Genomic DNA, 15,684 nt, shown 5'->3' on the forward strand with positions numbered 1-15,684 from the left:
TAAAGCTGCTTCAAAGCAGCTTTATTTTTGTTTACAACTTTGTTGCTTGACGCTCTCTACATTAGAACCTATAATTTAATTGAACGATTAAAAATTTTACAACAATAAAACTTTTCTGCAAGGGAGCTGTTAAATTATGCAGTCTATTATGGAAAAACTTCCCAAACTTCCTGATAAAAAGAAACTTGTTGCCGGTGCTGCCGTTGTCGTACTGGCAGCCGCAGGCTGGCAGCTTTACAGCAGTATTACGCATAAGCCGCAGGAGGCAAACTACATCCCCATCGTCAGGACTATGACGATCGGCGAAAGCATCGTCGATTCCTCCGCCGTTTATCCCGGTGAGGTGCGCGGACGCTACGAAAGCCAGCTGGCTTTCCAGACTGCCGGCAGAATCGCTTCCCGTCTTGTCAACGTAGGCGACCGGGTACATGCCGGCCAGATTCTGATGACCATCGACCCGAAGGACGTAAACCAGAGCGTAGAAGCAGCCAATGCACAGCTGGCATCCGCCGTTGCCAACCAAAAGCTGGCGGCTGACAATGCGGCACGCTTTAACAAGCTGTATGCCGGCGGTGCTGTGAGCGAAGCAACGCGCGACCAATACAACACCCAGCTGGAGGCAGCCAATGCTACCCTACGCCAGGCACAGGCCAACGCCAACGCCAGCGGCAACCAGCTGAGCTACACGCAGCTGACGAGTGATGCCGACGGCGTTGTGGCAGCCATCACCGGCGAAGCAGGCCAGGTAACGGCAGCCGGTACGCCGATGGTCACCATCGTGCGCAGCGGTGAGCGTGAAATCCAGATTAACGTGCCGGAAAACGTCAAGCTGAGCGTCGGCCAGCAGGCGGAAATCAGCTTCTGGGCACTTCCCGATGTTACGGCTAAAGGCACTGTCCGCGAAATATCGCCTATTGCCGACAGCATTACACGTACCTATAAGGTGCGCGTTGCGGTGCCGCAGCTGCCTGCAGAAGCGAAGCTCGGCATGACCGCCAAGGTAAGCTTTAAGGATGCTGCGGCAGCAGCGGATGAGCTGGTTATCCCCGCTACCGCGCTGTATCAGGTGAACGGCAAGACACAGGTCTGGCTGGTACGCAACAACCGCGCAGTGCTGCAGGACGTTAAGGTTGCCGGCTACGTAGGCAACAACGTGCGTCTGGCAGGCGGCTTAAACAAGGGTGATATTCTGATAACCGCCGGCCTCAGCAAGCTTGTCGATAACCAACAGGTGCGTCTGACCAAAGGCGGTGATATCTGATGTCAAAAAACGAAAAACATCATGCCAACTGGGCAGAATGGGCTATTAACCATCGCCAGTTAGTTTACTTCTTCGCTGTGCTGGTGCTGATTATGGGTATGTTTTCCTTTAAATCGCTCGGCCGCAGCGAGGACCCCAGCTTTGCTGTCAAGCAGATGGTAATATCCGCAGCCTGGCCCGGTGCCAGCGCCAAGGATGTTGAGATGCATCTGACCAATACGTTGGAAAAGCAGATCCAAAGTCTGCCGCAGGTTAAGAAAATCACCAGCTATTCGCGTCCCGGTGTCTGCGTTATTACGGTAGCGCTCAAGGATGAGGTTACCGGCAACACGGTACGCCAACGCTGGCTGGAGCTGCGCAACATCGTCAATGACGGCAAGAAGGATTTGCCTTCGGGTACCGTAGGTCCGTTTTATAACGACCGCTTTGATGACGTTTACGGCAATATCTACGCAATTACCGGTGACGGCTTCACCTATGAGGATATGCGTAAATACGCCGAAAAAATCAAGCTCGACTTCTTCAGCGTGCCTGATGTCAAAAAGGTTGAGCTGGTAGGCGTGCAGCCGGAGAAAATCTTCGTGCAGATGCAAACCGCCAAGCTGGCACAGCTGGGACTGGATATCAACAGCATCGCCAGCACCATCAAGGCACAGACCTCGATTAATGCCAGCGGTATGATTGAGGCCGACACAGCCAACTCCTACCTGCGCATTACCGGCAGCCCCGACAGCGTGGAAAATATTGCTGCCATTCCCATCAATGCCAACGGCCGTGTCTTCCGCCTGGGCGATATCGCAACCATCACCCGCGGTTATGCAGACCCGCCGGAAACAATGATGTACTATAACGGCAAGCCCGCTGTCGGCATCGCACTTTCTATGGAGGACGGCGGCGATAACATCAAGCTCGGTGAAAATCTGGCCAAGGAAATCGCCCGCATCCAAAAGGAGCTGCCGCTCGGACTGGAGCTTAATCAGGTTGCCAACCAGCCTGAGGTAGTAAAGAAATCCATCAGCGAATTCTCCGAAAGCCTTTACGAGGCAATTATCATCGTGCTGGTAGTCAGCCTGATGACACTCGGACGCCGCAGCGGTTACGTAATTTCCTGCTGCATCCCGCTGATTTTGCTAGGCTCCTTCTGCGCCATGTTCGCTTTGGGCATTGATTTGCATAAGGTATCCCTGGGCGCACTGGTTGTTTCCCTGGGTATGCTGGTCGATGACGCCATCGTCGTTGTTGAGCTGATGGAGGTAAAAATGTCCGAAGGCATGCCGCGCAAGGAAGCAGCCTCCTACGCCTTCAAAACCTGCGCCTGGCCGCTGCTGACAGGCACCACCATTACCTGCCTCGGCTTTATGCCAATTGCCTTTTCCAAGGCCAGCGCTTCAGAATTTGCCTACAGCCTTTTCCCGGTTATGACCGTAACACTGATGCTGTCCTGGCTTGTTTCCGCAACACTGGCACCGGTATTAGGCTATGAATGGATACGTCCTACCGTTATCAAGCAGGAATCTTATGACAACAGCTTCTACCGCGCCTTCCGCAAGCTGCTGCACTGGGCCTTGGGACACCGCATCACAGTTATCGGCATTACTCTGGCGATGCTGGGCCTGTCCATGTTCATGCTGCGCTTCGTCAGCCAGGAATTCTTCCCCGCCTCCGTACGTCCGGAGCTTTTAGTAGAGCTTAATATGCCTGAGGGCAGTTCGATTAAAACTACAGATGCCGCAGCACGCAAGCTGACGAATCTGATTAAAGACGATAAAGAATTAGACCATGTTTCCACATACGTAGGCGAAAGCGCACCGCGCTTTGTGCTGGTAATCGACCCGGTACAGCCACGCGATAACTATGCACAGCTCGTTGTTGTAGCCAAAAGCGTTGAGGACCGCAAGAAGCTGGAGAAGCGCATCAGCGAGCTTGCCGCCGAGCATTTGCCGGAGGCTATCGTCTACTCCCGCTCGATTCCGCTCGGTCCGCCTGCTCCCTATCCTGTTATGATCCGCGTCAGCGGCAACAGCGATGCGCAGGTTAAGGAATATGCGCAGAAGGTGCGCAAGGTTATGGCCGCTAATCCCTATGTCAACATGACACGTCTTGACTGGTTGGAGCAGACCAACGCCGTTAAGCTGAAGGTCGACAATGACAAGCTGCTGCAAATGGGGCTCACACGTCAGACTGTGGCCAACGCTCTGCAGGCCCAGGTATCCGGTTATACCGTGGCAACCTATCTGGAGGGCGACCAGCAGATTGGTATCGTTTTCCGCCTACAGCCTGACCAGCGTGCAGATATTTCGCAGCTGGAAACTATTTCCATTCCTACGAGCAAGGGCGCTGTGCCGCTGTCACAAATTGCGCATCTTGACTACACCAGCGAGGACAATATCATCTGGCGCCGCAACCTGCGTCCTACGATTACCGTCAACGGCGGTATTGTTGACGGCGTTACCGGCAACGATGTTACCAAGCAGGTGTATAAGGAGCTGGAGCCGTTGCGCAAGGAGCTGCCTGCTGGCATGAGCATTGAGGTCGGCGGTTCGCTGGAGGACAGCAACGATACATTGAATTATCTGATGAAGCCTATACCGCTGATGCTGCTGCTGATTGTCGTTCTGATTATGCTGCAGATGCAGGATATCCGCAAGCTGCTGGTTATTATGCTGACGGCGCCGATGGGTATAATCGGCGTTATCTTCGGCCTGCTGCTGTTCAATTCCGCGTTGGGCTTTATGGCGGAGCTAGGCATCCTGGCACTCACCGGTACGATTATCCGTAACAGTATGGTGCTGGTTGACCAGATTCAGCAGCATCTTGATGCCGGAATGGAGCCTGCCAAGGCGATTACGGAATCGGCGATTGTGCGTTTCCGTCCGATTATGCTGGCGGCCTTCACTACGGTACTGGGATTGATTCCGATGTTCGCCAGCCAGTTCTGGAATGCGATGGCTGTGGCTATTGCCTGCGGCCTGACCGGTGCAACGCTGCTGACGCTGGTGGTGCTGCCGGTACTGTACGCGATTGTGTTTAAGGTTAAAGCAGAATAGAACTGAAATAGGTTTATAAAAAATTACTAAAACCCATGTCCCGCCGAAATCGGCAGGACATGGGTTTTCTTTATTCTCAATGCACACTTTAAGAGCGTGCGCTATTTTTTATTATCTTCTGCAGTACGCCTGCATATGCTCCAGCAGGAAGTCTGCTCCCTTTTCGCCCATAAACGGCAGATGGTTTGCCACAGCGCTGTTCATAAACGGAGCGCTGATAAGCACCTTCGTGTTATCGGCTTCCGCCTGCAGCAGCGCCACATCATCTGCCAAAATAAGCGTATCATGCAAGCCACGGATTACCTGTAGCCAGTCGCTTTCCTCAGCGTAGGCTTCCACAGCTGCCGCCGGCTCGGCAATCGCCTTCAGGCTGTGCGCACACATTTTGTGCAGTACAGTGATGCCGCCCTGCTCCAGAAAGGCACTCACGCCCTGCACCAAATCATAATCGCCCTTAACTACAGCCTTCTTTGGCTTGTTGTTACCCATCATAGTGAAAAGACTGAGTCTGGAAAGGCTCTTTTCCTTCGTTTGCAGGCGTAGCAACACCATAGAATCCGGCTCCCTGCCTACCGCATCTCCAACCTGCTTCAAAAAGCTCAGCGTGCCGCTGTAACCATAGGGAACAGCGTAAACATACGGCGTACCGAATTTTTCCTGCAGATATTTGGCAGCCGCAAGACCTTCGTTGCCCAGCACAATATTCACCTGTGCCAGGCCCATATCCTCCAGCTCCTCCACGCTCGTATCGCAGCAAAGACAGGCATTGCAGCTCAGTCCCAACGCTTCATCCAGCAGGCTTTTCACTTCCCAAATATCGCTCGCCATGCGGTAGCGCCACGCAGAGGCGCCGATGATGTTGTACACGCCCGCCTCCTGCGCTACATCCTTCTTTGGCAGATTGCGCACGAGCAGCTTATATGTTTCTGCCAAGCCGATACTGTAATCACCGCGGAAGCCTCCCTGTTCAAAGGCTACTAGCTTGGCCTTGACCTCATTTTGCATATAGCGGCACACGCCCTTGATGTCAGTTCCGATGACGGCAGTCACGGAAGAGGCTACGACGAAGATAACCTTCGGCGCATAGCTTTTATCCAATTCAACGATGGCATCCTCCAGGCGTGTTACGTCACCCATTACAACATCATCCTCGCTCATATGCGTAGTGAACATGCGATTTTGAAAGCGCAGGCCCAAGCCGCCGTATAAGCCCATGCTGTAATGCGTAGTACCCGCAGGGCCGTATTCCAGCACGATGGCTCCCTGTACGGCCAAAAGGCTCCAGATAATTCCCATTCTGTCCGACGGTGTCGGTAAAAATCTTACTAAGCTCACAGGCCAGCCTCCTTTCTGAATACTTTGGCATCAGCCACAGTCTGCTGCAAAATTTTCAGCAGGAAGGTGTTGCATTCAAAGCCCAGCATTTTTCCTGCCGGGTCGCTGTGCAGCTGCGCAATTCCCTTGCGGCGCAAACGTTCACCAAATTCATGTCCTATGTAAATCCACGGATGCAGTATATTATAAACATATTGCAGCGGTGCTATATTAGCCGCCTTGCAGACATACGGATCAGTAGCTGCCAAAATGCTTTCGATATCCGCAAAATCCTCCTCCCGCAGCTTATTGCTCTGAATCAGCTGCGGGACCATTCCCAACCTGCACAGATAGCTGTTGAGCTCAAAACAGTCATACTGCGTATTGCCAAAAATATACGGCACTCCCTGCACAACAGGCAAAATCTCCTGCTCCAACGCCTTGCATTCGTCGAATTTTGCATTGACCTCCGCAAGCAGCGGCAGCTCCAGATAGTCAAACAGATGCTGATATGCCTGTAAAATCTTTTCCGGCGCGGCAAAACGGTTGAAGTAAACATATGGAATGCCATACTGCTCCTGCATCTTCTGCGCCAACGGCAAGGCAATATCATTGACAACAATATTGACCTTTGCTGCAGGAGCGCGACGGATGTCGTCACTTGTGCAGCCGCTTGGCAGCTGTACACCTATTTTCACGCCGCCCTTTGTCAGCAGCACATACAGCTCCGTATCCGCAAAATCACCGAAGCGCTGTCCCAAAACATTTACACTGCCATCACATTTCTGCGGCTGCATAATGCTTTGGCAGGCAGTAATGGCGCGCTCAAAGCCAGGAAAATGGTCCTCGCACTTAAAGTGCTCGGTATGCACCGCCATTACCGGAATATTATATTGCTTTGTCAGCTCCTCAGCAATCACGTCATAATCATCACCGATAACCTCAATAACGCAGGTAGTCACAAGCATTACGCATTTAGGCTGATATTCCGACACAATCTCTTTAAACGCCTTGTGCATGCTTTCGGCACTTCCGAAGGTTACATCATGGCTGTCGAGCACTACCGAAACACAGCGCCCGTTAATACCGCCGTAGCGCTCGCTGAGAGTCAGACTTTTGGTATAATAGCTGCATTCGTCCGTACCCACGATAACCAGCAGGCAATCCTTGATGCCGCCGACAATCATAGCTGCACCCATCAGCGGACAGTGGGTGCCTGGGAAGAGTGCTGTCGTCAGTTGGGGAATATCCTTAATTGTCTGCACCTTGCTTAAACGGTTCAGACGTCCTAAAAGCTCGTTGCCATCCATACCAACAGCCTGCGGCGGCCCGCTCAGTTTTTCCTGCAGCTTGCGCCTTGCCTTTTCTTGTAAATCCATCTTTTTCTCCTATTCCTCTTCGTCCTCGCTGAGCTCCAAAACACGCTCGGCCAGCTCATTATATACCTGTACCATCGGAGAATCCTTAACAAATTCACTGACAGTACCGCCCTGATTTTCGGCAATCTGAATATCGCCGCTGCGCGGAACGTACTGCACAACCTCGGTACCGATTTCCTCCGCAGCCTTGGCCACAAGCTCTTGCTCATTTTCAATATTTTTGGCGTTGAGAATGATGCCCTTCAGGCGTGCGTAACCGCGACGACCGAAGTTTTTAATTGCCTGGGCAATGTTGCTTGCCGCATAGAGAGCCATCATTTCGCCGGAGGATACAATGAATACCTCGCGTGCGTAGCCGCCGCGAATAGGCATAGCAAAGCCGCCGCAGACTACGTCACCCAATACGTCATAGATAACGATGTCAGGCTTATAGGTTTCAAAGGCCTCCAGCTCTGCCAGTTTTTCAAAGGCAGAAATAATACCGCGGCCTGCGCAGCCGATGCCCGGAGTAGGTCCGCCGGCCTCTACGCACAGTACGCCGCCGAAGCCTTCAAAAACAATATCTTCCAGCTTCAAGGACTCTCCCTTTTCCTTTAATTGCTCCAATACTGTCGGAATGCGTTTGCCCTCCATAAGGTTTTTGGTGCTGTCACTCTTCGGGTCACAGCCTACCTGCATAACCTTGTAGCCCTTTAAGGCCAGTGCTGCCGATAAATTGGAGGTGGTGGTGGATTTGCCGATACCGCCCTTACCGTAAATTGCAATTTTTCTCATAACCTTCTCCTTTTATGTTTTGTAATAGTTGGGAAATGTTTTGAACATAAACTTTCCCCATACCATATATTTCCATATTCTAAAAAACAAGCAGGAACTATTTTTCTTAGTTCACTGCTTGTTTTTATATTATAGGGTAGTGCGCATAATACGTTTTAATTCTTCCAAATTCTTCATCACATACTGACTGGAGCAATGCATATATTTCATCGGTACAATAACAACCTTCCCGTTCTGCACAGCAGAAACAGTCTGATAGCTGGGATCATTCAAAATTTCTTCCTTGCGTATCTCGGCATTTTTATGTTGTCCGCCAAAGGACCAATCCAATACTATTAGTCTTTTGGGATTCATAGCAATAATCTGTTCCTTGCTGAGATAAGAGGACTGCGGGAAATCATATTTTGCAGCCAGATTTTCAATATTACATGCTTCACAGATGCTGGCAGGCATCGAGCCCTTTTGACCGATACCGCCGTTAGGATGAATCAGCAGAACACTTTCGATTTTCTGTCCACCGGCAGAAGCCTTGATATATGCAGCAACCTTTTCTGCCAGGCTGTCGGCAGCAGCCTTAGTATCTGCTACCTCACCAACAATTTTAATGTAATCCGGAATTTCCTGTATAGTCTTGGGCTGACGCAAGACACAGGTCTTGATGCCAACACTGTCAAGAGTGTCCGCCAGCTCGTTAGCTCTGCCGTCAGTCAGAATAACAATATCCGGTTTAAATTTCATAATCTGCTCAGGATTATTTTCGCATACAGGTATGCCCTTCAGCTTTTCGTAGCAGTTCGACAAATCCTCTTCCCTTGCCCACATATCCGTAGCAATTATCCGTTCTGTCGGTATAAGGTCCGTCAAAATATCTGTAGCGCTGTAATTTAAGCAAACTATTCTTTTAGGTGCTGATGCAAAGGTTATCTTTTTGCCTCTGGCATCAACAACAGTATAACCGCTGCCCTGCTCCTGCGAGGACAAGGACTCCTTGCCACAACCGGTGACTAACAATAAGGACAATGCCATTATTACCAGAAACAGCTTTTTCATTGTTCACCTTCAAAGCATTTTATTAAAATGTTCTTTCATAAGTAATAAACCAGTCACGGTACGGCAGCAGACAGCCTCTGGAAGCAGCCATCTCTTCGGTTCTGTTCAGAATGTTGTTGACAGCAAATTTCACGCTGTTTTCTTTATCGAACTGATAGGTAGCATTAAAGCTCAGATATTGCTTGATGCCATTGCCGGAATACGGTGCGTAAGACAGATAACGCATAGCAGCATATTGATGTAACAAATTGGTTGCCAGCTTGCCGTTTTTATAGCCTAAAACGCTGTTAATCAGCAGCTTATCATCGCAGTTTCTGAAATCGGCACCCGGTTTATCAATCTGCTTAGGATTGGAATATGCAACAGAGGTCTTGAAGCTCCAGTGGTCGCTCAAAACGCCTTCATAGGAAACCTCTAAGCCGGTGTTTTTGAATTTATTGGCATTGACAACCATGCTGTGGTCATCGTCGATTTTCTGCGTAAAGATTCTGTTGCTGATATCCAGATGGTACAAAGAAACCTTTAAGAATTCACGCGGAGACAACAGCTTCTTCCATCCGATTTCATAGTTCCAGCCGGTTTCGGGGCCAAGGTCATCATTAAAAATCATAGAATCGCTGTCGGAATATTGGTCACCGATGGTAGGCATACGGAAGGATTTGTTGACGTTCAGGAATACGGTATCCTTATTGTTAAGCTTGTGCAGTAATTGTAAGGACGGCAGGAATTCATTCTTCATGTCGTCATACATTACTTCACGGCCGCCGAAGGATAAGGTTGTTTTATCGGTCATATTGTCAACTGCCTGAATATATACAGCCTTTCTGTGACGTTTAATCATATCCAGACCGAAGGAGGTGCCCTTAACGTTGCCATGAGAATCTGCTTCCAAAGCCATTTCTGCACCGGTAGTAATGTTAAACTTGCCGATATCGAAATTATATTTAGCGTCTACGCCATAGTTCCAGCTAGTTCTGCGCAGGGAACTCTTGGGCATCAGCTCATAAGCTGCGTTATAAGCATCATTTTTGTATTTACGTTTCTGACCGAAGACGGTAACATCCAAACCTTTATTATTATATGCTACATTCAGGTCATGGAATAAAATATTTGTTTCATTAGAGCCGGTCTTCTTTAAGGCTTTAAACTTATCGTAATTATTCTGATTATCAGTTAGCATATATCTCATAGATAAGTTATCATTAGGCTTATATTTTAACATAACACTGTTTTTCTCCATCCACTTGCCTTGAGATGTTTTCTTAGCAGTGTACCAGTTGCGTTCCGCAATTCTGTCATGTGTATATGCCATACCGAATTTATCTTCGCTTACATTCAAGGTAGCCAGACGCTTGCCTCTGCTGCCGTAGCCTGCACTTGCAGAAATTTGTTGGGACTGCTTGGTAATGATATTGATAACACCGGTCAAGGTATCGGTGCCGTAAAGAACTGCGCCGGTACCGCGGATGATTTCGATTCTTTCAACAGCATTAACGGGAATAGCGTCCAGGTTACCGAAGCCCTGCATATTTAAAGGAACACCGTCAACCAGAATAGTCGGGTTACGGCTTGCACCGGTCAAACCTCTCATACCAAACGTAGAGCCAACACCGGTAGGTTGAGCGGCAATTGCGCCAGCAGCATATTCCAGTACTTCCTGTACGTTGCTGCCGTTGTAGTTTTTAATATCCTCCGCAGTGAAAATTTCAGTAGTAGCGGGAGTATTCAGCTCCTGCTTAATTTTCTCCTGAGAAGCTGTTACAACAATTTCGTCCAAATTATATTGATCCAGCTTTTCTGCTGCAAAGCTTACGCTTTGAGGCAAAATTCCCAAAATCATGAATAAAGCGGCAACTTTTTTTCGGTTCATTTTCAACATAAAAATACAATACCTCCTAACAACTTCATCAAACACTCATACACTCACCTAATGCTTATACTCTAGCATTATTATGTTGTTTATGTTATGATGATACAGTATACTCCATATAGTAACTATAATGTCAATAGGAGAGATTTTTAAATGGTAAACAAAAGCAACTTCTTTTACGCAAGTGACTTGGCGCAATTATATAACATATCAAAACAGACGCTGATTTTCTACGATAAAAAGGATTTGTTTAAGCCTGATTATGTAGATTCGAACGGTTATCGCATGTACTCGCTGAAACAGTTTTTCATCTTGGGAATTATTTTGGATTTGAAAACAATGGGCTTCCACCTTAACGATATAAAGAATTTTTTGGAGCACCGCACCCCTGAAGATACGCTTTCTCTGCTCAATAAGCAATTACATAAATTGACAAAGCAAATAGAGCTCACTACAAAATTATGTGATAATATAAAATCTAAAATTAATACTATAAACATCTACAATGATTGCAAACTGAACGAAATTACCTTGTCCTATAGAGAAGAGGAATATTTTTTGGTAAGTGAGCAAATCCCGCTTTCGTTACCACAAAAGGAACGTTTTTTAGCTGCTGCCACCCTGCTGAATTCGGCTGTCGACCAAAACGGGCTTAAAGAATATAGTATCAGCGGTTTTATTTTTAATGACACAATTACCGATTTTTCTCCGGAATCCTACAAAGTTTTCTGCAAGACTAATAAAAAAAGGCACAATTACATAAAACCTTACGGCCTGTATCTGCAAATCTGCATTAATACCAATTTTGCCGACGCGGTAAATACAGCAAAACCGTTTTTAATTAAATTTTGTCAAGCACTAAATTTAAAAACAAATAATATTATTTATATCAAAACATTAAGAAATTACTGGTCAACCGATTCGCATGACAACTTCATTTCTAAAATAGAAGTACCCGTATTATAAACTGATTATAGTAAGTATAATGTTTACCGCCACTCTTTCCTTGACATTCCCCTGTATTTCAAGTAAACTTAAACTAAGTTCTTCAAAACCGCAAGTAAGCTTACGCCTCCGGCTCATTTACCTGCGGACAATTAAATAAGCAGTATACCCTGCAGATGCACTTTGTCTGCAGAAGCTTAAGCAAGGCCATTTATTTTTATTTGGTACATTCTAAGAGTAGTACAAACTGACGATTTTTAATCGTCATGGTACTGCTCTTTTTTTGTTTTTGCGCTGCTTATGTATTTTTTATTGCATCTGTGTTAAAATGAAAGGAGAAAAACCATGCAAGACCTGGCAACAAAATTTGCAAACCTGACGATTCAAAGTGACTTCATCTTCAAAAAGGTTATGTCGCGCAAGCGCATTTGCAAGCATCTGTTGGAGGAGCTGCTGCAGATTGAGATTGCGGACATCAAGTACCTGGAGGCAGAAAAGACGCTTGAGCCTGAGTACACCAGCCGTGGCATCCGCCTTGATATCATCGTAGCGGACGATAAAAACACGCATTATAATCTGGAGATGCAGGTGAAAAATAATAAAAATCCCGATACGGATACCTACGTCCTGCCCAAGCGCTCACGCTATTATCAGGCGCTGCTTGATATTGATTTGCTGCAGAAGGGACAGCCTTATGACCTGCTGCCACCGACCTTTATCATTTTTATCTGCGTTTTTGATTTATTTGAACAGGGTAATTATGTCTATACCTTTAAAAAATGTTGTCTGAAAAATCGGGAGTTAGAGCTTCCTGATGAAGCGACAACTATGATTTTAAACACAAAAGGTACGCATGGCGATATTTCTAAAGACATCAAGAGCTTTTATGATTATGTAAACAACCACATTGTAACTACTGATTTCACCAAGCAGATTGACGATGAAATCAGCTATCTTAAATTAGATACGAAAGTGAGGCGGGAATTTATGCTTATGGAAGCACGTTTGTTAGATGAAAGACGTGAGGGCAAAGCTGAGGGCATTGCTGAAGGCGAAGCAAATGCCAATATTGCTACTGCTAAACGTATGCTGGCTAAGGGCTACTATTCTCTCGAGGTTATCGCTGAGCTTACAAATTTATCTCTCGCTGATGTGGAGAAGCTGAAGGAAGAAGCTTAAGCACTCTAATACTGATTTCACCAAGCAGATTGACGATGAAATCAGCTATCTCAAATCAGATACGAAAGTGAGGCGGGAATTTATGCTTATGGAAGCGCGTTTGTTAGATGAAAGACGTGAGGGCAAAGCTGAGGGCATTGCTGAAGGCAAGAAGATTGGCCTTGCTGAAGAGAAACTCGCTACTGCTAAGCGTATGCTGGACAAGGGCTACTATTCTCTCGAGGATATTGCAGAGCTTACAAATTTATCTCTCGCTGATGTGGAGAAGCTGAAGGAAGAAGCTTAAGCACGTAAAGCAAGCCTAATACCAAAATAAAAAATTAAACACAAAGCACTAAAAACCCATGTCCCGCCGAAATCGGCAAGACATGGGTTTTCTGCATTCCCAACGCACGCTTTAACATCGTGCACCATTTTATTGTATTATCTTTGCATCCGCAAGCCTCTGCTTTACTCCTTCTGATACAAATCATAATAACGCCCCTTGCGCGCCAGTAGCTCTTCATGGCTGCCGCATTCCGCAACAGCGCCTTCGTCAAGCACCACAATCTTGTCCGCATGACGGATGGTGGAAAGACGGTGCGCAATAATCAGCGTGGTGCGTCCTACCGCCAGCTCGTCGAGCTCCTTTTGTATCTGCTGCTCAGTAATATTGTCGAGCGCACTTGTAGCCTCATCCAGCACTACTACCGGAGGGTTTTTGAGGAAGACACGCGCAATCGCCAAGCGCTGCTTCTGGCCGCCGCTCAGCTTCACGCCGCGCTCACCCACCTCGGTATCGTAGCCCGCAGGCAGCTTTTGAATGAACTCATCCGCCGCCGCAGCCTTCGCTGCCGCCTGCACCTCGTCCGCTGTCGCATCCGGTTTAGCATAGGCTATGTTGTAGCGCACGCTGCCGCCGAAGAGAAAGACATCCTGCTGCACCAGGCCGATTTGCCTGCGCAGTGATTCCTGCGTAAATTCACGGATATCACAGCCGTCCAGCAAAATTCTGCCGCTCTGAGGCTCGTAAAAGCGCAGTAAAAGGCTGGCAATCGTTGTTTTGCCTGCTCCCGTAGCGCCCACAAAGGCCACGGTTTCACCTGCTGCCACATTCAGCGAAAGATTGCGGATAACAGGTCTGCCGTCCGCATAGGCAAAGCTGACGTTATCAAAGGTAATATTCCCTTTACAGGGCGGACAAATTTTAGCATCCGATGCATCAATAATCTCGGGCTTTTCCTGCAGCAGCTCATAAAAACGCTTGAAGCCTGCCATGCCGCGCTGATATACCTGAATGAAGCCTAAAAGCTGCATCAGCGGCTTCATAAACAGGCCCACGTAGAGGAAGAAGGCCACCAGCTCGCCGAAGCTCATCAGCCCCTGATTTATCAGCAGACCGCCCACGACTAATATCGCCACATTGATAAAGTTGCTGAAGAAAATCATACTACCGACGAAATAGGAGGTTATTTTAAAGGATTTTTTACATACCGTCAGATAGGCATCCGCCTTTTCCATAAACTGCGCCATATCGCTGCGCTCGCCCGCGAAGGCTTTGATCAGACGCACGCCGTTAATGCTTTCCGCAGCCTTGCCCGTTACCTCGCCCATTGCCACACGATTGGCAAAGAAGGCCTTTTTCATGCGCAGGTTGACGAAAACGGTATGCACTGCCTTCACCAGAAGCAGGAAGGCAATAAGGCTGCCCAGCATAGGATTCATGTAAATCAGAATAACCATAGTGCCGCCCATCGTCAGCCCGCAGACGATAAGATCAATCGGCGCATTGCCTGCGAAGCCGTTAATTTCGCTCAAATCGCTGGTGAGGCGCGAAAGCAGCTGGCCGCTTTTGTTTTTATCGTAAAAGCCGAAGGACAGCTTCTGCAGATGGCTGAACAAGTCGCGGCGCATATCGCGTTCCATGGAATAGCTCATGGACTGCGCCCAGTAGATGATGCTGAAATGCATGCCGAAGTTTACCAGATACATGGCCAGCAGTGCCGTCGACCATTCAAGGAGCAGCGGCAGATTCTTAAGCGGCAGCTGCTGTTCCAGCATCAGCTTCACTACATAGGGAAAGAAGAGCTCGAGCAGTGCACGCAGCAGCGAGCCTATCACGAGAAAGAGCAGGATGCCCTTATACGGTTTATAATAGCTGATAAATGTTTTGAACATAAAGCTTTCCTATCCTCTATTCATATATTCTAAAGCGCAGGCAGCAGCTTTTGCCGATGTACTTGGCGCAAAACGCTGCCGCAGCATGATAATCTTTATTTTATAATGATACAGTCTACACTATATAGCAGGTATAAGGTCAATAGGATGTATTATCAAATAATATCACTAAGCGAGTTATTCGCTAAATGCTATAATGCAGGCGCTTCACTAAAAAACTGCCTTCCGAAAATTGAAAGGCAGTTTTTGTGTTGCTTAAGCCTTATTCGGCAAGCAGCTTGCCTGCTTCCGCCAGCTTGGCCATTGCTTCGTCATCGGGAGCACCCAGCGCCAGTACGCCGTCAGCTACAAGTGTTGCGCCCGCGTCCTTAACGCGTGCTTCCCAGTCCTGCATATAGGTTCCGCCCCAGCCATAGGAGCCGAAGAGTGCTACCTTTTTGCCCGCCAGCTTGCCTTCAAGCTCGGTAAAAAACGGCTCGAATTCGCATTCCTCCAGCACCTCTGCACCCATTGCCGGGCAGCCCAATGCCAAAGCCTCATAGCCTGCAGCCTCGTCAGCAGTGATTTCGCTGACATTTTTTACAACAGCCTCCGCACCGGCAGCGTTAATTGCTTCCGCAACAGCGTCAGCCATCATTTGTGTATTACCGGTACCGGTCCAAAAAATTACAGGAATTTGTTTCATGATAGTGTCCTCCTTTTGCTTTA

At 48.0% G+C, this 15,684-nt stretch carries 12 protein-coding genes; 5 read left to right on the forward strand and 7 right to left on the reverse strand.

All coding sequences use genetic code 11. The features are described from left to right. The first annotated feature begins 136 nt into the window (after positions 1-136). Together KAH19_RS00310 and KAH19_RS00315 are read left to right on the forward strand one after the other, a co-directional pair. The gene (locus KAH19_RS00310; RefSeq protein WP_210684654.1) at positions 137-1,261 is read left to right on the forward strand and encodes an efflux RND transporter periplasmic adaptor subunit; all 1,125 of its coding nucleotides are present in this window, start codon (positions 137-139) and stop codon (positions 1,259-1,261) included. Then, the gene (locus tag KAH19_RS00315; protein ID WP_210684655.1) at positions 1,261-4,308 is read left to right on the forward strand and encodes an efflux RND transporter permease subunit; all 3,048 of its coding nucleotides are present in this window, start codon (positions 1,261-1,263) and stop codon (positions 4,306-4,308) included. The genes KAH19_RS00310 and KAH19_RS00315 overlap by 1 nt, the downstream gene beginning before the upstream one ends. Positions 4,309-4,419: 111 nt before the next feature. On the opposite strand, the gene KAH19_RS00320 is transcribed toward KAH19_RS00315, so the two are convergent. From KAH19_RS00320 to KAH19_RS00340, 5 genes are all read right to left on the reverse strand, one after another. Further along, positions 4,420-5,643 (reverse strand): nitrogenase component 1, encoded by a 1,224-nt coding sequence (locus KAH19_RS00320; protein WP_210684656.1) that lies wholly within the window; start codon positions 5,641-5,643, stop codon positions 4,420-4,422. Then, a complete protein-coding gene (locus tag KAH19_RS00325; protein WP_210684657.1) occupies positions 5,640-7,001 on the reverse strand; it encodes a nitrogenase component 1 in 1,362 nt (453 codons plus the stop codon). The genes KAH19_RS00320 and KAH19_RS00325 overlap by 4 nt, the downstream gene beginning before the upstream one ends. Before the next feature lie 9 nt (positions 7,002-7,010). Beyond that, positions 7,011-7,775 carry an AAA family ATPase gene (locus tag KAH19_RS00330; RefSeq protein ID WP_210684658.1) on the reverse strand — a complete coding sequence of 255 codons (765 nt, stop codon included), beginning with the start codon at positions 7,773-7,775 and terminating at the stop codon, positions 7,011-7,013. Between the two features lie 129 nt (positions 7,776-7,904). After that, on the reverse strand, positions 7,905-8,825 hold the full coding sequence (locus tag KAH19_RS00335) for an ABC transporter substrate-binding protein (protein WP_210684659.1): 921 nt from the start codon (positions 8,823-8,825) through the stop codon (positions 7,905-7,907). 22 nt (positions 8,826-8,847) lie between these two features. Continuing rightward, positions 8,848-10,704, reverse strand: a complete 1,857-nt coding sequence (locus KAH19_RS00340) for a TonB-dependent siderophore receptor (protein ID WP_210684660.1) — start codon at positions 10,702-10,704, stop codon at positions 8,848-8,850. A gap of 144 nt (positions 10,705-10,848) precedes the next feature. On the opposite strand from KAH19_RS00340, the gene KAH19_RS00345 reads away from it, so the two are divergent. The 3 genes from KAH19_RS00345 (at position 10,849) to KAH19_RS00355 (ending at position 13,105) form a co-directional block, all read left to right on the forward strand. Next, the gene (locus KAH19_RS00345) at positions 10,849-11,661 is read left to right on the forward strand and encodes a MerR family DNA-binding transcriptional regulator (protein WP_210684661.1); all 813 of its coding nucleotides are present in this window, start codon (positions 10,849-10,851) and stop codon (positions 11,659-11,661) included. A 324-nt stretch (positions 11,662-11,985) separates the two neighbouring features. Then, positions 11,986-12,819, forward strand: a complete 834-nt coding sequence (locus KAH19_RS00350; RefSeq protein WP_210684662.1) for an Rpn family recombination-promoting nuclease/putative transposase — start codon at positions 11,986-11,988, stop codon at positions 12,817-12,819. Positions 12,820-12,901: 82 nt separating this feature from the next. Next, positions 12,902-13,105: a hypothetical protein gene (locus tag KAH19_RS00355; protein WP_210684663.1), complete on the forward strand. Its 204-nt coding sequence runs from the start codon at positions 12,902-12,904 to the stop codon at positions 13,103-13,105. Positions 13,106-13,269: 164 nt separating this feature from the next. Here KAH19_RS00355 and KAH19_RS00360 read toward each other — a convergent pair whose 3' ends face one another. Together KAH19_RS00360 and KAH19_RS00365 are read right to left on the reverse strand one after the other, a co-directional pair. Next, positions 13,270-14,976, reverse strand: coding sequence for an ABC transporter ATP-binding protein (locus KAH19_RS00360; RefSeq protein ID WP_210684664.1), 1,707 nt, complete (start codon positions 14,974-14,976; stop codon positions 13,270-13,272). A 262-nt stretch (positions 14,977-15,238) separates the two neighbouring features. Next, positions 15,239-15,661, reverse strand: a complete 423-nt coding sequence (locus KAH19_RS00365; RefSeq protein ID WP_210684665.1) for a flavodoxin — start codon at positions 15,659-15,661, stop codon at positions 15,239-15,241. Positions 15,662-15,684: the final 23 nt, after the last annotated feature.

The organism is Phascolarctobacterium sp. Marseille-Q4147, assembly GCF_017968825.1.
In the GTDB taxonomy this organism is placed as follows: Bacteria; Bacillota; Negativicutes; order Acidaminococcales; family Acidaminococcaceae; genus Phascolarctobacterium_A.